The 18,712-nt window shown below is 66.3% G+C and carries 14 protein-coding genes and 1 other RNA gene; 2 read left to right on the top strand and 13 right to left on the bottom strand.

Annotated elements, in window-relative coordinates:
* Nucleotides 1-8 precede the first annotated feature (8 nt).
* The 10 genes from fliJ to purL form a co-directional block, all read right to left on the bottom strand.
* Nucleotides 9-455 carry a flagellar export protein FliJ gene (gene fliJ / locus TVD_RS06270; RefSeq protein ID WP_018169719.1) on the bottom strand — a complete coding sequence of 149 codons (447 nt, stop codon included), beginning with the start codon at nucleotides 453-455 and terminating at the stop codon, nucleotides 9-11.
* On the bottom strand, nucleotides 452-1,831 hold the full coding sequence (locus TVD_RS06265) for a FliI/YscN family ATPase (RefSeq protein WP_047251119.1): 1,380 nt from the start codon (nucleotides 1,829-1,831) through the stop codon (nucleotides 452-454). Before TVD_RS06265 ends, fliJ begins: the two co-directional genes overlap by 4 nt.
* Nucleotides 1,828-2,550, bottom strand: a complete 723-nt coding sequence (locus tag TVD_RS06260; RefSeq protein WP_018951410.1) for a FliH/SctL family protein — start codon at nucleotides 2,548-2,550, stop codon at nucleotides 1,828-1,830. Before TVD_RS06260 ends, TVD_RS06265 begins: the two co-directional genes overlap by 4 nt.
* A complete protein-coding gene (gene fliG, locus TVD_RS06255) occupies nucleotides 2,547-3,557 on the bottom strand; it encodes a flagellar motor switch protein FliG (RefSeq protein ID WP_018145758.1) in 1,011 nt (336 codons plus the stop codon). The genes TVD_RS06260 and fliG overlap by 4 nt, the downstream gene beginning before the upstream one ends.
* Complete coding sequence (fliF, locus tag TVD_RS06250; RefSeq protein WP_047251118.1) at nucleotides 3,547-5,220, bottom strand: flagellar basal-body MS-ring/collar protein FliF; 1,674 nt, start codon at nucleotides 5,218-5,220, stop codon at nucleotides 3,547-3,549. The genes fliG and fliF overlap by 11 nt, the downstream gene beginning before the upstream one ends.
* A 32-nt stretch (nucleotides 5,221-5,252) precedes the next feature.
* Nucleotides 5,253-5,591, bottom strand: a complete 339-nt coding sequence (gene fliE / locus TVD_RS06245; protein ID WP_018937642.1) for a flagellar hook-basal body complex protein FliE — start codon at nucleotides 5,589-5,591, stop codon at nucleotides 5,253-5,255.
* Nucleotides 5,592-5,704: 113 nt separating this feature from the next.
* Nucleotides 5,705-7,063, bottom strand: a complete 1,359-nt coding sequence (locus TVD_RS06240; RefSeq protein WP_047251117.1) for a sigma-54 interaction domain-containing protein — start codon at nucleotides 7,061-7,063, stop codon at nucleotides 5,705-5,707.
* Nucleotides 7,064-7,274: 211 nt separating this feature from the next.
* Entirely contained in the window at nucleotides 7,275-8,654 is a 1,380-nt protein-coding gene (locus tag TVD_RS06235; RefSeq protein ID WP_047251116.1) for a sigma-54 interaction domain-containing protein, read from the bottom strand.
* A 93-nt stretch (nucleotides 8,655-8,747) separates the two neighbouring features.
* Entirely contained in the window at nucleotides 8,748-9,284 is a 537-nt protein-coding gene (locus TVD_RS06230; RefSeq protein WP_047251115.1) for a PilZ domain-containing protein, read from the bottom strand.
* 60 nt (nucleotides 9,285-9,344) lie between these two features.
* Entirely contained in the window at nucleotides 9,345-13,220 is a 3,876-nt protein-coding gene (gene purL, locus TVD_RS06225; protein WP_047251114.1) for a phosphoribosylformylglycinamidine synthase, read from the bottom strand.
* Between the two features lie 133 nt (nucleotides 13,221-13,353).
* Here purL and ssrA point away from each other — a divergent pair.
* Nucleotides 13,354-13,714: a transfer-messenger RNA gene (ssrA, locus tag TVD_RS14115) on the top strand.
* A gap of 59 nt (nucleotides 13,715-13,773) precedes the next feature.
* Nucleotides 13,774-14,193 carry a secondary thiamine-phosphate synthase enzyme YjbQ gene (locus TVD_RS06220; RefSeq protein WP_018176843.1) on the top strand — a complete coding sequence of 140 codons (420 nt, stop codon included), beginning with the start codon at nucleotides 13,774-13,776 and terminating at the stop codon, nucleotides 14,191-14,193.
* A gap of 8 nt (nucleotides 14,194-14,201) precedes the next feature.
* Here the strand turns inward: TVD_RS06220 and rlmM are convergent, their stop codons facing one another.
* From rlmM to TVD_RS06205, 3 genes are all read right to left on the bottom strand, one after another.
* Nucleotides 14,202-15,278: a 23S rRNA (cytidine(2498)-2'-O)-methyltransferase RlmM gene (rlmM, locus tag TVD_RS06215; RefSeq protein WP_047251113.1), complete on the bottom strand. Its 1,077-nt coding sequence runs from the start codon at nucleotides 15,276-15,278 to the stop codon at nucleotides 14,202-14,204.
* A 103-nt stretch (nucleotides 15,279-15,381) separates the two neighbouring features.
* Complete coding sequence (soxB, locus tag TVD_RS06210; protein WP_047251112.1) at nucleotides 15,382-17,115, bottom strand: thiosulfohydrolase SoxB; 1,734 nt, start codon at nucleotides 17,113-17,115, stop codon at nucleotides 15,382-15,384.
* Nucleotides 17,116-17,571: 456 nt separating this feature from the next.
* On the bottom strand, nucleotides 17,572-18,576 hold the full coding sequence (locus tag TVD_RS06205) for a class I fructose-bisphosphate aldolase (RefSeq protein WP_047251111.1): 1,005 nt from the start codon (nucleotides 18,574-18,576) through the stop codon (nucleotides 17,572-17,574).
* Nucleotides 18,577-18,712 lie beyond the last annotated feature (136 nt).

Raw genomic sequence — 18,712 nt, 5'->3', positions numbered from 1 at the left:
CGGTCCATTCAAGAACCTTGCCAACGCGACGCTTCCTCGCGCGCATGAGCCTGCCGCGTGGCCCACATATCCTGTTCGGTTTGCTGGCGCCGGGCGCCGTGTTGCGCCGTCTCGGCCTTCCGGCGTTGCAGCAGCTTTTCCAGCGACAGGCTGTTGCGGTGGCGCTCCAGCCACTCCTGGCGCGCGGTCTCCACCTGCGACTCCGCCGCCTGAATGCGCAGGTCCTGTTGCTCCAGCGCCGAGCGCAACTGGTCGCGCATGCCCGCCAACCACTTGAGGGCGTTGGCGTCATCCGGCAGGGTCGCCTGCAGATACTCGCGCTGATAGGTTTCCAGGCGCTCGCGCTGACCGGCAATGCCATCCAGTTGCTGCAGACGTTCACCCAGCTGGCGGGTGGCCTCGCTCTCCTCGATCCGGCGCAGGCGCAACAGTCGTTCCAGGCGCTTCGGGTTCATGCCGCCCCGCCAACCAGCGCCAGCAGGTCATCCCGCGCCCGGTCAAAGCCGACGGCCTCGTCGCGACCCTGCGCCAAATACGCCTCGAGGCGCTCGTGCATCGCCACTGCCTCGTCCAGATGCGGATCGGCACCCTTGCGATAGGCCCCGACCGCGATCAGATCGCGGTTTTGCATATAGGTGGCGGAGAGGCCGCGGAAGCGTCGCGCCGCCCGCTCGTGTTCCGGCGAGATCAGCGACGACATCACGCGCGAGACCGATGCACCGACGTCGATCGCCGGGTAGCGCCCGGTCTCTGCCACCTCGCGCGACAGCACGACATGGCCGTCCAGGATCGCGCGCGCGGCGTCCACGATCGGATCGTTCTGGTCATCGCCCTCGGCGAGCACGGTATAGAAGGCGGTAATCGAGCCACCCCCTACGTCGCCGTTGCCAGCGCGCTCCACCAGTTGCGGCAGGCGCGCAAATACCGATGCCGCATATCCCTTGGAGGCCGGCGGCTCGCCGATCGCCATCGCGATCTCGCGGGCGCCCTGGGCAAAGCGGGTCAGGGAGTCCATCAGCAACAGCACGTGCAGCCCCTGGTCGCGGAAATGCTCCGCCACCGCAGTGGCCACCCAGGCCCCGTGCTGACGCAGCAGCGGCGACTGGTCGGCCGGCACCGCGACCACTACCGTGCGCGTGCGCGATTCCTCGTCGAGAATCTCGTGGATGAACTCGTTCACTTCCCGACCGCGCTCGCCGATCAGTCCGACCACGATCACGTCCGCCGTCGTGTTGCGCGTCATCATCCCCAGCAGCACACTCTTGCCGACCCCGGATCCGGCGAACAGACCGAGGCGCTGGCCACGACCCACCGACAGCAGACCATTGATTGCCCGGATCCCCACATCCAGCGGCTCACGGACCGGTGCGCGTTGCAGGGGGTTGATCGGCCGCCCGGCCAACAGCCCAAAATCATGGGTACGGATCGGGCCTTTTCCGTCCAGCGGCTGCCCGTTGGCATCGATCACGCGGCCCAGCAACCCCTCACCGACCGGAATCTGACGCTGGTTGTCCAGCGGTTCGATGCGCGCGCCGGGGGTCAGGCCCGCCGCGATCTCCTCGGGCATCAGGAACGTGCGTTCATTCTGGAAACCGACGACCTCGGCCGGCACCGTGTCTCCGTTCTCGCCGTGGATCAGCGCGCGCCCCCCAATCGGCAAGCGCAGGCCTTCCGCCTCCAGCGTCAGGCCGGTCAGGCGCGACAGGTGACCCTCCGACTGCGGCGGGTTGACCCGCTCTACCCGCCCGCGCGACTGCTGCAGACGATCCAGCAAGCCGCTATTCAGCCGTTCCCGGCCCTTGCGGCGCACCTCGTCAATCGGGGTACTCATGAATCCTCCGGGGCCGCGCTGTCCACGGAAGTGGCGGACTGGTGATCTTCCTCGTCGGGTGCGCTGTCCATCTCCGGATACTCGCCATCCCAGAGGGCTTCCACCGCGTGCTGCAGACGCCGCTCGAGACTTGCGTCGACGCTCGCCGCGCCCGATTCGAGGCGACAACCGCCGCGCGCCAGGCCCGCGTCCGGGACCCAGGTGATGCGCGCATCCGCCCGCTCACCATAGGCCTCCACCAGCGCCTGGTCCTCCGGGTTCAAGTGCACCCGAACCTCCTGGTTGCGCCCGGGAAGCTGGGCCAATGCCCCCTCCAGGACCGTCCGGATCTGCTCCGGTCGCGTCTCCAACTCGCTCTGGACGACCTTGCGTGCAAGCGCCGTCACCAGCGCCAGCAACTCCGGCTCCAGGGCATCCGCGGCATCCGCCAGGGGATCAGCAAGGCCGCCGGCCACGGATTCCAGCATGGCGACCGTCTCGCGCAGTTTCTTGTCCTCGCGCGCCCGGGTGGCCTTCTCGGCCTCTTTCTTGCCAAGCTCATGCCCCTCGGCATAACCGCCCTCGAACCCGTTCTTGCGGGCTTCGTCCTCGATCTCCTCGATCTCGGCGGCCGTCGGCAGGCGACGCGGGGGATGGACCCCATTGTCACCAATCTCCGGCGGCTCCCAGAGCGATGCCGCCGCGTCGGTGTAAAGCCTGGCCGCCGGGCCATCGGTCACAACATCGCCTCGCTACCACCGCCACCCAGGACGATATCGCCGTTCTCCGCGAGCCGGCGGGCCACGGACAGGATCTCCTTCTGCGCACCCTCGACCTCGCTGACCCGGACCGGGCCCTTGGCCTCGAGGTCCTCGCGCAGCATCTCGGCCGCGCGCTTGGACATGTTGCGGAAGATCTTGTCCTTCATGTCGTCGTCGGCACCCTTCATCGCAAGCACCAGCGATTCCGTCTGGATCTCGCGCATCAGCGTCTGGATACCGCGGTCGTCGATCTCCACCAGGTTCTCGAACACGAACATCTCTTCCTCGATCCGCGAACCCAGATCGGAATCGGACTCCTTGATCGTATCCATGATCTCCGCCTCCCGTGAGCCCTCCATCAAGTTCATGATGTTGGCCGCCGAACGCACGCCACCCAGCATCGACGTCTTGCTCGCGGCATTGCCGGAAAGCTGACGGTCGAGGATCTCGTCCAGCTCCTGCAGGGCCTGGGGCTGGACGCCATCCATGGTCGCAATGCGCATCACGATGTCGGACTGCACCCGCGCGGGCAGGTACTGCAGGGTGTCCGACGCCTGGTCGGAGTCGAGGTGGGAAAGCACAATCGCCACGATCTGCGGGTGCTCGTTGCGCAGCATGTCGGCGATCGCCCGCGGGTCCAGCCACTTGAGGGCCTCGATCCCCTTGGAATTGCGTCCGAGCAGGATGCGGTCGATCAGGCCCGAGGCCTTGTCACCCAGCGCGCTCTCCATGACGCTGCGCACGTACTCGTCGGCACCCACCCCCAGCGCCGTCTGTTCCTGCACGTGAGTGGAGAACTCGTGCAGCGCCGCGTTCACGTCACTGCGCGAAATGCGGTCCATGGAGGCCATCGCGGTGCCAATCTTCTGCACCTCCTTGGGCCCCATGTGGCGCATGACCTCGGCCGCCGCGTCCTCGCCGAGGCTCATCATGAACACGGCGGCGCGCTCGGCACCTTCCTGTTTGGCGTTCTTGTCAGCGGCCATCGTCACCCAACCACGTCTTCATCACCTGTGCCACGCGCTTGGGGTCCTCGCGGACCATCTCGCGCACCGCCTCCAGATCCATCTCCTGCTGGTCCGGCCCCTTTGGGCCAGTCAGCGCAGCCACGGCCGAACCCTCGCCCTGGCCCATCGCCATGCCCGTCTCGCTGCCGGCTGACTCGTCGGTCAGCGCCTCGCGATCTTCCTCGCGCCGCGGCGGCGGAGCCGGCCGCTTCATCAGATGTTTCATCGCCGGACGCACCACCGTCAACAGGATAATCAGAGCCAGCAGCAATGCCGCCACGATCTTGACCACCTCGAGGAACCAGGGTTGTTCCCAGAACGCGATTTCGTCCGCCGCCACCGCCTCGATGGGCGCCTCGAACGGGGCGGTCACTACATTGATCGTATCCCCCCGTTCGGCATTGAATCCTACCGCCTCGCGCACCAGCGCCTCGATGCGTTGCAGTTCCTCCGCATCCCTCGCCACCTGCACGGTCTCGCCGTCCTCGTTGACCTCCTGGCGGAAGTCCACCACCACGGCCGTGGACACGCGCTGCACGCCGCCCGGCATCTCGCGGATATGGTTGATGCGGCGATCCACCTCGTAGTTGCGGGTGATATTGGTGCTGCGGCTGCCCGGGAGCGCCGCGGGCGGGCCCTCACCCTCCTCGCCTTCCTCGCCGACCACCCCACCGGCGGGGGGCTGGTTGGTCAGCGCCCCGGGGACACCCCCGATACCGCCCTCGGGTCCGGTGCGCTCGTCCTCGCGGGTCTGCTCGGACCGCAAGGCAATCGTCTCGGGATCGTACAATTCCTCGGTGCGCTCGACGCTCGAGAAGTCGATGTCCGCGTTCACCTGCACCCGTACCTTGTCGCGCCCGACGATCGGAATCAGCAGGTCACGGATACGGTCGGTATAGCGGGTCTCCACGTCGCGGGTGAAACTCAGGCGGTCACCACTGCGACCCATGCCCGACTCGCCGCCATCCTGGGTCAGGAGCGTCCCGCTTTGGTCCACCACGGTGACCCGTTCAGGCTCCAGATCAGAGGTGCTGGACGCGACCAGGTGCACGATCGCACCGACCTGCGACTCGCTCAGGGACCGCCCACCGCGCAGGTGCACGACCACCGACGCGCTGGCCGGGCGCCGATCACGCACGAACACCGACTGCTCACCCTCGGCAATGTGCACACGCGCCCGGTCCACCGCATTCAGCGATGCCACGGTACGCGCCAGTTCGCCCTCCATCGCCCGATGGTGGCGCGCGCCCTCGATCATCCGGCTGGTACCCAGGCCGGTATCCTCCTGCAGCAGCTCGAAGCCCATATCGCCGGAACGTGGCAGGCCTTCACCGGCCAGCTGCAGCCGCGCGCCCGCCACCTCGCCCTGGGGTACCTTCACCTGCCCCGTCGTGGAATCGACCTGATACTGGATACCGGCCTGCGAAAGGACTTGCACGACCTCCGCCGCATCCTCCGCATCCATGCGCGGAAACAGCGGTACGTAGGTCGGGCGCAGCGCCCAGTACAGCAGCGCCACAATCACCACAATGGCACCCGCCAGCATGCCGATCAGGGCCAGCTGGCGGCCCGCAGGCATCCCGTTAAACTCCTTGATCCCGCCGGTCACCACCGCGGGAAGGGATTGTGCATTTTCGGCCATCGTCCGTTCTCTCCCTCAGCCCGATCGGCCGATCAGACCTGCATCCGCATGATTTCCTGATACGCCGTCAACAGACGGTTGCGCACCTGGTTGGTCGCCTCGAAGGCGATGCTCGACTTGCTCATCGCGGTCATCACCTGCGGCAGGCTCACGTTGTCGTCGCCCAGCTCGAAGCGCGTCTGCAGATCGGTCGCCTGCTGCTGCACCTGATTGACGCCCCGCAGCGACTCCGTCAGCACGTTCTGAAAGTCCGCGCCGCCGACGCGCTGGGGTTCGCGCGTCTGCTGGGCCGCATTCGTGTTCTCCACGCCGTTGGCTTGCGTCAGTTGACGCATTTGCTGCAGGACGTTCTGGATCTGCATCTCGCTCATGCTCACTACCCCCGGGGCGTCTTGTTACGCCGGCCGACCGACCACGAAGGGTCCGCCGTATTTTCGTGTTCGACAGAAACTCTCAAGCAATCCATATGCCAGGCGACTGCACACTAGCCCGACGCGGGCACCGCAAAGCCGTGCTCCCGCAGACGCGCAATCTTGTAACGCAATGTTCTGGGGCTGATTCCCAGCCGGTCGGCGGCCTCCTTGCGCCGCCCGCCAGACTCGCGCAGGACGTTCATAATCACCCGGCTCTCCTGCGTCTGCAGGGTCTGCTCCAGCATCGGTGTCGGGTTCTCGTCATCCGGTATCGATTGCGCCCCGGGGGTCACCTCGCCGGCCCCGGTACTCCAGGGGTTCACCATGTCCGCATCCAGCCAAACCGACTCTGCACTCACCTGCGGATCCGCGTTGTCATGCAATGTGACCGCGCGTTCCATCACGTTCGCCAGTTCGCGCACGTTGCCCGGCCAGTCGTGTTCGCGCAGCCGTCGTCGTGCGCCGTCATCCAGGGTCTGGAGCTGGCCGCCACTCAGGCGTCGGAGCAACGCCTCGGCCAAGGGCACAATATCTTCTGCACGCTCGCGCAGTGGCGGGATGCACAGGGGAAATACGTTCAGTCGGTAGTACAGGTCTTCGCGCAAATGCCCTTCGGCCACGGCCGCGCGCAAATCGCGATTGGAGGTTGCGATCACGCGCACGTCCACGCGCTGCGGCCGCCGCCCGCCCAGGGGCTCGACCTCGCGCTCCTGCAGCGCACGCAGCAGCTTTGCCTGCAAATGCACCGGGATCTCCGTCACTTCGTCCAGCAGCAATGTGCCGCCGTCGGCCCGCACAAACTTGCCCGGTCGCGCCTCGACCGCGCCGGTAAAGGCGCCCTTGGCATGCCCGAAGAGCATCGCCTCGAGCATCGCCTCGGGCAGTGCGGCGCAGTTGATCGCTTCGAATGGTCCCCGTCGCCGCGGCGAGCGCGCGTGCAGCTGCCGCGCCAGGACCTCCTTGCCCACCCCCGACTCACCGGTAACGAAGACGGTTGCCGTGCTGCCGGCAATGCGCGTAACGAAGCGATCGATGCCACGCATAACGGGACTGCGTGTCACCAATGCAGGGACCTCGAGCGACGGCTCCGGCCGCACCCGCGGACGCAGCCACCCGGCCAGCTCGTCCGCCATCCGCGGGAGCGCGAAGTGCGCCTCAAGCCCATGTCGCATCGCAGCCAGTTCCTGATCCTGGCTTGCGTCGCGGCTGACTGCCGCCAGTGCTGCCGTGGCTTGGCTCAGGGCATCCCGGGACACGTCCGCAGGATGCGCCAGCAGGATGACCGCCGGGGCGGACACCTCCAGGCATTGCACCAGCGCGTCGGCAGTACACGTCTGCAGACGCACCCGCGGGATCGTGGCCAGCACCTGGACCACGGCCTCTCGTAGTTCGGGTTCGGCATCCACCAGCAGGATCGTGGCTCGCGACATGAAGTTCTTCCCGTATCGATTCGGGGAAGATCTAGCAAACATCGCGCCACCAATGCAGGCGATTGGTTTATAGAGGGTTTTTCTGGATCGAACCGGGATTCGTCAAGCCTATGACGCTGGGATCGTCCACGTAGGCTCCTGCGAGTGACGGGATTCCGTCCACTTGAGCACACCGATTTCCGGGCGCGTTCACGCCCGCATTCGCGTCTTCTCAGGCCTTGCCGAGCCCGAACTTGCGCATGCGCTCAACCAGGGTGGTCCGCCGCATGCCCAGACGCCGCGCGGCGCGCGCCACCACGTGTCCCGTCTCGTCCAGGGCACGGGTGATCATGTCGCGTTCCAGGTCGTTGAGGAAGCTGCGCAGATCGACGCCCTCCGGTGGCAAACCACCGGCCAGCAGGTTGGCGCCCGCCGCGGAACCGCCTTCGAAACCATTCGGCGTAGTCGGCGGCAGGGTCAGATCCTCGATTCCGTCCGGACGCACCCGCGGTGGCAGCTGCGCCAGGTCCACCGGTAGATCCGGATAGATGATCGCAAGCTGCTCCAGGAGGTTCGCCAGCTCGCGGATATTACCCGGCCACGCCAGTTGACCCAGGTGGGCAACCACCGCAGGGGTCAGGTGGGCTGGGGCCATGCCCTGCTCGCGCAGCCGGTCTTCCAGAGCGGCGATCAGCAGCGGCATGTCGCTGGTGCGTTCGCGCAGGGGTGGCAGCTCGATCGGGAATACACTCAGGCGGAAAAACAGATCCTGACGGAAGCCACCATCGGCCACCGCGTCATCCAGATTCCGGTGGGTAGCCGCGATGATTCGCGCGCGGGCCGAGATCGATTTGTTGGAACCCACCCGCTCGAACACCCGCTCCTGCAGTACGCGCAGCAGTTTCACCTGCATCGGCAACGGCATGTCGCCGATCTCGTCGAGAAACAGCGTGCCATCCTCGGCCAGTTCAAACCGGCCGGCGCGCGCGGTGAAGGCGCCGGTAAACGCGCCCTTCTCGTGGCCGAACAGCTCGCTCTCCAGCAGGTCCGCCGGGATGGCGCCGCAGTTGACTGCCACGAAGGGTTTATCCGCGCGGTCGGAGGCGTTGTGGATCGCGCGGGCCACCACCTCCTTGCCGGAACCGGTCTCGCCCAGAATCAGCGCCGTGGCATCGGTTCGCGCCACTTGCCCGACCAGACGCTTGACCGCCTGCATGGTCGGATGCGACCCGACCAGCCCGGGGATATCGTCGTACCCTGGCTCGCGACCGAAGCGCAGCCACTGGAGGACTTGAGAAACCCGGCCAATCGAGAGCGGATGCTCGACGATGCAATCCACCCCGTCGGCCTGCACCTTGCCACCGTCAGTCGGTTGCACGACAACCGGCGCCAAATCCCCGCGCGGCTCCTGCAGGCGTGCGGACAGCTCGGCGGCAGGCCCGCAAAGCCACACGGCTGCGGCGGGTGTGCCATCCATCAGGTCAGTGGGGTTGGTGTGGGTCTCGGCCACGCAGCCGAGGCAGTTCAGGATGGCCTGTGTTGCGTCCGTGGCTCCTGCATCGCCGCTAAGTGCAATGCGCATCGCCTGTTGCTGTTCCCCCGAATCCCGCATACCGCTGTGCCCCGACTGCCGCGATCGGATGCGCCCACCCGGGAAAAGCCCCGGCCGGCATCCAATGGTGTGATCGAGTTCGAGGTATCGAGCCTATTTGTGATTGCCGTCAACTTTCTGGCGTTTCCCGGCGACTTCGCGGCGATGCAAGCGAAAGATCCAGCGACCGATCGCCTCTTCCAGGGGACCTTCAACCCCCGTCCAGCGTGTCATCTGCAGGCCTCCGCGTGTCGTCGGACTTTCGACGCCTAGCACGCACGGCTGGGGCAACAGACGGCTGAGGTAGACCTCCACGCGCTCACAACCCTCCGGCAACGTGCCCGCGGGCAGCACAACCCCGTGGCCACTGAGCGTCGCCTCCACCGGATCGGGACGCTCGGGGTGGAGTGACTCTGCGACCAGGTGCAACAACAGATCCAGCTTGTGTTCCAGGCGCTGCACCTCGGGCGAAGTCTCGTCCTCGTGCGGCATCGCGCCGCGTGGGTGGGCGGCGTCGAACAGGTCCAGGTTTTCGATGAGGCGCTGCGCCAGCACCGGATCGGTGGCGGGCCGGACCGACGGACCAATCATCAGCGCGGTCGTCACACGCAGGTCATCTCCGAGAAACTCGTCCTGACTGGCGTCATCCATGTGCGCTCCCGCCTCCCTCGTCGCCGGAACAAATGTTTCCGTTATAGACCATGGTGGGCCTTAGCCGACAAATACCCGGGCATTGCGGAACAGCCGCAACCACGGGCCCTCCTCGCCCCAGTCCGCCGGGTGCCAGCTATGCTGCACACTGCGGAACACCCGTTCTGGATGCGGCATCATGATCAGCGCACGCCCATCCTCGCTGGCGAAGCCGGTGGCCCCGCCGGCAGAACCATTCGGGTTGGCCGGATAAACCGTCGCCGGGGTGTCATCGGCCTCCACGTAGCGCAGGGTGGCCTGATCGTGGACCGGCACACCGTCAGCGTAGCGGGTGCGTCCCTCGCCATGCGAGACCACGACCGGCAACACCGAGCCGGCCATTCCGTCGAGCAGCACGGCCGGGCCCGGCTCGATGCGCACCTGCGACAGGCGCGCCTCGAACTGCTCGGACCGGTTGCGCACAAAGCGCGGCCAGTGATCCGCTCCCGGGATCAGCGGCGCGAGATGCGAAAGCATCTGACAGCCGTTGCAGACCCCCAGCGTGAAGGTCTCGGGACGCTCGAAGAACCCCTGGAAGGCATCCCGCAGAGCCGGATGATTCAGGATGGTCTGCGCCCAGCCGCCGCCGGCACCCAGCACGTCGCCGTAGGAAAACCCGCCGCAGACGGCCATCCCCTGCATCGAGCCCAGATCCTGGCGCCCATCCAGCAGGTCAGTCATGTGCACGTCCACCGGGGCAAACCCGGCGCGCTCGAACGCCGCCGCCATCTCCAGCTGCCCGTTGACCCCCTGCTCGCGCAGGATCGCAATGCGCGGACGTTCGCCGCGCGCGATCATCGGGGCGGCCACATCCTCGGCCGGATCGAAATTCACCCGTGGCTGCAGACCGCCATCGGCATCCACCCGCGCGAGCTCCTCGTCGGCACACTCCGGATCATCGCGCAGCCGCTGCATGCGCGCCGAGGTCTCCTGCCACTGACGCTGCAGACCGGCACGGTCACCGGTGTACAGATCCCGCCCGTCCTGGCGGATGACGATCTGTTCGTCTTCGCGCAGGCGCGCCACCGGGTGCAGGTGCGCCTCCAGCCCCGCCTCGGCGAAGGCGTCGCGCAGCGCGGACTCGGCACCCGCGGCCATCTGGACCACCGCACCCAGTTCCTCGTTGAACAGCCAGGCCGCTACTGGCTGGCCGCCAGGGATCTCCACATCGAGCCCACAGCGCCCGGCGAAGGCCATTTCCAGCAGGGTCGTGATCAGTCCGCCATCGGAGCGGTCATGGTAGGCGCGCAACAGGCCGTTGCGGCGCAGGGTGCCGATGGCGCCGAAGAAGGCGCGCAGACGACCGGCGTCCACCACGTCCGGAGCGGTCTCGCCGACGTGCCCGTAACCCTGGGCCAGCGCCGAGCCGCCCATGCGCGCGTGACCCTCGCCCAGATCGATCAGCCACAGCCGGTCATCCGCCGCCGGGTCAGGCTGGGGCGTCAGGGTCCGGCGGGCATCCGCGACCCGGGCAAAGCCCGAGACGATCAACGAGACCGGGGCGTGCATGTGCCGCGCTTGCTCGTCCTCGGTCTCCCATACCGTGCGCATGGACAGCGAGTCCTTGCCCACCGGGATCGAAACCCCCAGCGCCGGACACAGGTCCTCGGCAATGGCGCGCACGGTGTCGAACAGGTTGGCGTCCTCGCCCGGCACCCCGGCGGCGGCCATCCAGTTGGCCGAAAGGCGAATCGCATCCGTGCCGTCGATATCGGCCCCGGCCAGGTTGGTCACCACCTCGCCGATCGCCATGCGCCCGGAGGCCGGCGCCGACAGGATCGCGAGCGGCGTGCGCTCGCCCATGGCCATCGCCTCGCCGGTATACCCATCGAAATCCGTCAGCGTGACGGCGCAGTCCGCCACCGGCACCTGCCAGGGACCGACCATCTGATCGCGCGCGACCAGCCCTCCCACGCTGCGATCCCCGATCGTGATCAGGAAGTGCTTGGCCGCGACCGAAGGCATGTGCAGCACGCGCTCCAGCGCCTCCGCCAACGGACAGGCCTCGGGGTCGAAGTCCGTCACCGGCGGCGCCCGGCGTTGGTCCTCGCGGGTCATCAACGGCATCTTGCCCAGCAACATGCCCATGGGCATATCCACCGGCGGCTCGTGGAACAGGTCGTCCTCGACCTTCAGGTGTCCCTCGTCCGTGGCCTCGCCCACCACCGCGAACGGGGCGCGCTCACGCGCCGCCAGGGTACGGAAGGTCTCCAGATGTTCGCGGGCAATCGCCAGCACGTAGCGTTCCTGCGCCTCGTTGCACCACAGCTCCATCGGCGACAGACCCGGCTCGGCCGTCGGCAGGTCGCGCAGCTGGATCACCCCGCCGCGCCCGGCGTCGTCCAGGATCTCCGGAATCGCGTTGGACAACCCGCCCGCACCCACATCGTGGATCGACAGGATGGGGTTGCCGGCCCCCAGGGCCGTACAACGGTCGATCACTTCCTGGCAGCGCCGCTCCATCTCGGGGTTGCCGCGCTGCACCGAGGCAAAGTCCAGCTGCTCCGAACTCGCCCCGCTCGCCATCGAGGAGGCCGCCCCGCCGCCCAGGCCGATCAGCATCGCGGGACCGCCCAGGACGACGATCGGGGTACCGGCCGGCACATCCTGCTTGTGCACGTGCTCGCCCCGGATCGACCCGACCCCACCGGCCAGCATGATCGGCTTGTGATAGCCGTACAGGGTCTCGCCGCCCGCGGCATCCGGCAGCGCCATCTCCAGCGTGCGGAAGTAGCCAGCCAGCGCCGGCCGCCCGAACTCGTTATTGAACGCCGCCGCGCCGATCGGGCCGTCCAGCATAATCTGGCGCGCGCTCTCGATTCGGCCAGGGCGGCCAAAATCCCGCTCCCAGGGCTGTTCGAAGCCGGGAATGCGCAGGTTGGACACGGAGAACCCGGTCAGCCCCGCCTTGGGCTTGGACCCCTGTCCCGTCGCGCCCTCGTCGCGGATCTCGCCACCGGAGCCGGTGGCAGCCCCGGGAAACGGGGAGATCGCGGTCGGATGGTTATGCGTCTCGACCTTCATCAGGATCGCAAGATCCAGCGCCTCGCGACGATACTCGCCGGTAATTGCATCCGGCATCAGGCGCGTCCCTTCATGCCCGGCGATGACCGATGCGTTATCACTATAGGCGGACAGCACGCCCTCGGGATGGCGCGCATGGGTCTGGCGAATCATCCCGAACAGCGTGCGCTCGTCGGCCTCGCCGTCCAGCACCCAGGCGGCATTGAAGATCTTGTGCCGGCAGTGTTCCGAGTTGGCCTGCGCGAACATCATCAGTTCGGCATCGGTCGGCGCGCGCCCCAGCGCGGAGAACCCATCGGCCAGGTAATCGATCTCGTCCGGGGACAGCGCCAGGCCCAGTTCGCCATTGGCGCGCTCCAGCGCCGCGCGGGCATCCTCGCCGAGCTCCACACGCCCCAGCGACCGTGGCGTCTCGTGGTGAAAGAGTTGGGCCGCGGCCGCCGGGTCCTCGATCACCGCGTCGGTCATGCGATCATGGAGCAGGTCGGCCAGCGCCTCCAAATCGGCCCTCGCCGCTGCTTCGCCCCCGATCTGCCAGTGGATGCCGCGCTCGATCCGCTCGACCGCGTCCTCCAGCCCGGCATGGTGGGCAATCTCGGTGGCCTTGGACGACCACGGGCTGATCGTGCCAAAGCGCGGGATCACCACCAGTTCGCGTTGCACCGCAAACTCGGGGGCCTCCCAGGCATCGCCCTCGCGCAACAGGCGCGCCAGCACCGCCTCCTCGTCCGGACTCAGCCGACGGCGAGTCGCCACGAAATAGATGAACCGTGCCGCCAGCGGGCCGGCACCCGGTACGCTTGCCCGCAGCCCTGCCTCCAGAGCCCGCAGTCGAAACGGCGAGACCGCCGCGCCCCCATCCACAACCCGCATTACGCTTCCTCGAAACCGGACGTACCGAAAGCCGCGCATTGTACCGGAGGCGCCTGCCGCGCGGGACCGGTACGTGACCGCAATTGCGCTGGTTGGGGAACTCCCGATGCGTTACCCTGTCCATGTAGTACTTGGGGGCGACATGGCTTCGACGCGGGTCGCGAAACCTGAGGTGCATGCCGAGGCTGTAGTGGACCTCGTTAAAACCGCTGCAAAAAAATAGTTGCCAACGACGACAACTACGCACTCGCCGCTTAAAAACCGGTAGATGCCGTCCGACTGGAGCCGTGCTTATGCGTCCAGTATCGGGCGTCGACTCTCATAAGATCGTGGTGAAGCGCGCCCGGCGTGGATCCATTAAAACTCAACCGGGATCGCCAGCTACATTCCCTGCCTGTCGGGTAGTCGCTGGTTAAATTAAAAGACAGAATAAGCATGTAGAGCCGAAGGCGGAGGTCCTGCGGACGCGGGTTCGATTCCCGCCGCCTCCACCAATTTAGATCGACCAATCAAGCGCCTACGGGCGCTTTTTTGTTTGCATTCGAGGAATCGCATGGCCGTCTACCAGGACACCCTGACGCAGCAGACCCGAGGCCGCGGAACCCACCACATCACCACCGCCGTGGAGCACATCGTACGCGCCTCCGGCATTACCACCGGCACCTGTCACGTCTTCCAGCATCACACCAGCGCCTCCCTGCTGGTCACCGAGAACGCCGATCCCGACGTCCGCCACGACCTGGAGACCTTGATCGCACGCATGGCCCCGGACGGCGACCCCGCCTACCGCCACGACATGGAAGGCGACGACGACATGGCCGCCCATGCCCGCGCCATGCTCACGCACAACGACCTGACCGTGCCGGTCGGCCAAGGCCGACTGATCCTCGGCACCTGGCAGGGCCTCTTCCTCTGGGAGCACCGCTACGCCGCCCAAACCCGCAAGCTCACGATCACGGTGCAGGGCGAGTAGAACCCGACTCAGCCCCGCTCTACATGCACGGTGATCTCCTCGCGGTCGTGATAGAGCTGGCGCGCCCGCATCCGGTGGGTGATTCGGGCATCCAGCAGGCGTTCCTCGATGTGGTCGAGGCAGTCGTATACGGTCTGCCAGCGCTGTTTCATTGGCAGCTTGAGATTGAAGATGGCCTCGCGGCACCAGCCGGCCTCCAGCCAGTCCGCCATGCGTGCGGCCACCCGCGAGGGCTTGTCCACGATGTCGCAGACCAGCCAGGTGACCGATTTCGGTGGCACCCAGGAGAAGGCGTCCTCGCGGTGGTGCTCCACCTGGGTGGTTGCCATCAACGGGGCATCCATCGGGCCGTTGTCTACTGCGTGCACGTACATGCCGCGCCGCACCAGCTGCCAGGTCCAGCCGCCCGGGGCTGCCCCCAGATCCACGGCCTGCATGCCCTGAGCCAGGCGCGTGTCCCAGGCCTCCCGCGGGATGAAGGTGTGCCAGGCCTCCTCCAACTTCAGGGTCGACCGGCTGGGTGCCTCGCGCGGCGAGCGCAGGTGCAGGATGCCGCCCGGCCACTCGCTGCGCTCGCCGGGCCGGCTAAGGCCCAGTTGCACGCAGTCGCCGGAGTGCCAGAAGACATGCAGGCGCACCCCGCCTGCCTGCGAACGCAGGACCCCACGCTTGCGCAGGACGGAGGCCAGCGGGCGTTCCACGGCCTTGATCAACCGGCGCAGGCCCTTGCCCTCGTTGGTATCGGGCATCTCGTGCCAGATGGAATCCACCGGGCATCCGGCTGCAAACGCCTGTTCGATGATGGGCGTCAGCCGATCCGCGCGATCCAGGCCCTCGAGTGCGGGCAACGCCGGAAAGACCTGCCGCGCAAAGATCAATTCCTCGAAGGGCAAGGCGCGCGCCAGCCCCTCCACCGTGCAGCCGGCCGGCTCGAAATGGACGTACCCGCGGCCTGGCTGCACCCGCGCAAAGCCACCCAGCCCCGCGCGCGCTGCGCGGTCGGTCAGCTCGGCCGTCAGGTCCGCCTCGAAGCCCGCGCGACAATACAGCAGCAGGCCGGAAAAGCCTGATCCGCTCGCTTCCATCCCAGAACCCCTCTCCCACACAAAAAAGCCGCCGCACACCCGAATGGTGCACGGCGGCTGCGAGACTACCCGGCCCGCGTGCGCGGGCCAAGCCAAACGGCGATCAGCGGGCCAGGCCGGGATTGCCTTCGACATTCTTCAGCTTCGGCAGGTAGGGCTTGCCGGGGCTGATGGTGTCGCGGTCGCGCAGATACCCGGCGACCACCTCCCAGACCGGATCGGTGTCCAGCGGCTCGTGGACATTGGCCCAGCCGGCCACCACGTAGTTCTTGTCCGGGTCCAGCGGCTCGCCATTGATGTGCATATCGCTGATGCGGCTGCCCATCGATTCGTGCGGATCGATGGTGTATTCGATGCCGGAGGTCCGCACCATGTCCCCGCCACGGTGATGGTAGGGATTGGCATTGAAGATCGAGTTGGCCACGTCCTCCAGGGCATTTTTCAGCTGCGCACCGGTCATCTCGTTGCGCTGCGTCTCCGAATAGGTGGTCGCGGTCTGCGTCATCAACTCCTCGAAGGTGATGGGCGAACCCGGCAGGACGCTAATACCCCAGCGGAAGCCGGGCGACAGGGCCACCTCGGCATCCATCTCCTTGATCATCGCATCCATGATGACCTCGTCGAAGGTACCGTTGAAGTTGCCGCGGCGGTAAAGAACACCGTCGGTTACGGCCAGTTCTTCATTCAGTTTGTCCTCATAGGGCTCGCGCACCGAGCGGATGTGCTCCTCCATCTCGGCATCTGCCTCGATCAGGTTGGAGAACACCGGCAGCAGGGTGAACTTGTAGTCGCGGATGCCGCTATCGGTCACATCCAGATCCATCACACCAAGGAACTTGCCATTGGAGCCGGCATTGGTGACCAGCGTGGTCTCGCCGCCGGCATTCTCGATCTCCATCGCGCCCGGCACCGCGTCATGCGTGTGCCCGCCCATGATGATGTCCACATCGCGCAGGCGACGGGCCATCTCCATGTCGGTGACCATCCCGTTGTGCGACAGGATCGCCACCACCTTGGCGCCCTTCTCGCGGCACTCGTCGATCATGCGCTGCATGTTCTCGTCGCGGATGCCGAAGCTCCAGTCCGGGAACATGTAGTCAGGGTTGGCCACGGATGTATAGGGAAACGCCTGGCCGATCACGGCGACCGGCACGCCATTCATCTCGCGGATGGTATAGGGCTCGAAGACCGGGTCGCCCCAGTCGCGATCCTCGATGTTCTGCGCCAGGAACTCGATGTTATTGGGTTTGAAGTCGTTCTCGATGATCTCCATCACCCGGTCGTCGCCGAAGGTGAACTCCCAGTGGCCGACCATGATGTCCACGCCCAGCAGTTTCTGCGCATCGACCATGTCCTGCCCGTTCGTCCACAGCGAGGTGGCGGAGCCCTGCCAGGTATCCCCACCATCCAGCAACAGGGAATTCGGGCGATCCGCGCGCAGCTTCTGGACCAGCGTGGACAGATGGGAGAACCCACCCAGACGACCGTACTTCTCGGCCGCATACTTGAAGTCCATATGGGTGACAGCATGCGCCAGCGGCGTGCCCGGCTGGATATCGAAATATTCCAGCATTTCCTTGCCGGCCAGCACTGGCGGCTTGCCCTGCATATCGCCCACGCCGATGTTCACGTCCGGCTCGCGGAAGTGCACCGGTTTCAGCTGCGCATGGCAGTCGGTGTAGTGCAGCAGCGACACGTTGCCGAATTTCGGCAGGTCGTACATGTTTGCATCGGCCGGCTTCCAGGACCCCTTCTCGCCTGCCCAGGCATTCATCGAGAAGCCGGCGGCACTGGCCGCGACCATGGCTTCGAGAAACTCTCTGCGCGTAAGACTCATATGGATCTCCTTGGTGGCTTGGTTTTATCCGGGACGCCAATCGCACCCCTTACCAAGCTCCCGACGCACGGCCACCGCGAATGTTCCCCGGACCGGACGGGGGAATGCGCACAACAACAGCGTATTTTGGCGCTGTTTGATGGAGATCGGGAGAAAAACACGCCATTTCCTGAGTGTTGGCGAATTTCCATCTTTTTGCCAGGCCCGTCACATTTCGCACCGGTGCAGACACAAAAAAGCCTGCTATCCGGAGATAGCAGGCCAAGACGCGACATACACCGTCGGAAGCAATCGGCCCGCAGCGCACGCTGGGGGATCGTGCATCCCTTGCTGGGCCGAGGATCGGATCCGACGATCTCAGGCTAGTCAGCCTTCCGACGGTCTTTCTTGATCCAGATCAATATATACGCCGATCCGTTTGCCGCGCTTGCGAACCGCGGTTGGCAGGCGGCGACCTCAGGCCCCGTACTTTCCCTGGGCCGCCAGCCCGTTGTCCCGGGCGCGCTCGAACACCGTCTGCTGGGCCTTCTCGAAATTGGCGGCGGGATCCTTGCCCCAAAGCTCCATCGCGGCCTGCTGCATGCCACGGCCATAGGAGAAGGACAGCGGCCACGGTGTCCCACCGATCTGGTTCATGGCGTCCAGGTGATTGGTGGCATCGGCGTCGCTCTGCCCCCCCGAGAGGAACACCACCCCGGGCAGGATCGCCGGCACGGCGGATTCCAGGCAGCGCAGGGTCGCATGGGCGACGTCCTCGACACTGGCCTGCTCGGGGCAGTCCTTGCCCGGCAACACCATGCTGGCCTTGAGGATGGTGCCCTCGAGCAGCACGTGATGCTCGTACAGCGCCCGGAACACGGCCCGCTGGGTCGCCTCGGTCACGCCGTAACAGGTCTCGATGTCATGGTCGCCATCCATCAGGACCTCGGGCTCCACGATCGGCACGATCCCGTGCTCCTGGCACAGTGCGGCATACCGTGCCAGGGCATGCGCATTCGACTCGATGCAGGTATCCGTGGGCATGGCCTCGCCAATGGTGATGACCGCGCGCCATTTGGCGAACCGGGCCCCCATCCGCGCGTACTCCTCGAGCCGCTCGCGCAGCCCGTCCAGGCCCTCGGTCACCTTCTCCCCGGGGAAGCCGGCCAGATCCTTCGCGCCGGTATCGACCTTGATGCCGGGCAGGATGCCGGCCTCGTTCATCACGTCCACGAACGGCTTGCCGTCACGGGTGGACTGGCGAAGCGTCTCGTCATACAGGATCGCGCCCGAGATGTACTCCTTCAGCTTCGGCGTCGTCAGCAACAGCTCGCGGTACGTGCGGCGGTTCTCCTCGGTATTCTCGACACCGACCGCGCCCAGGCGCTTGGCAATCGTCCCGGTGGATTCATCAATGGCGATGATGCCCTTGCCGGGGGCCACCATCGCTTCGGCCGTCTCTACCAACTGATCGATCTTCATGCCTGCTCCTTGCATTTCTGCGTGGGACTGCCCTCGAAGAGTAGTCACCCTCCGCGGGTTCTTCCAACCCGACAGGGAAAACCCCACCACAGTTTCCGGAACAGCACGAAAGGCCGTGTGCTCGGCGCACGAAAAC

This window comes from Thioalkalivibrio versutus (assembly GCF_001020955.1).
GTDB classification, from domain to species: domain Bacteria; phylum Pseudomonadota; class Gammaproteobacteria; order Ectothiorhodospirales; family Ectothiorhodospiraceae; genus Thioalkalivibrio; species Thioalkalivibrio versutus.
The sequence above is the reverse complement of the archived record's forward strand: the minus strand, read 5'-3'. Positions and strand labels throughout refer to the sequence as shown.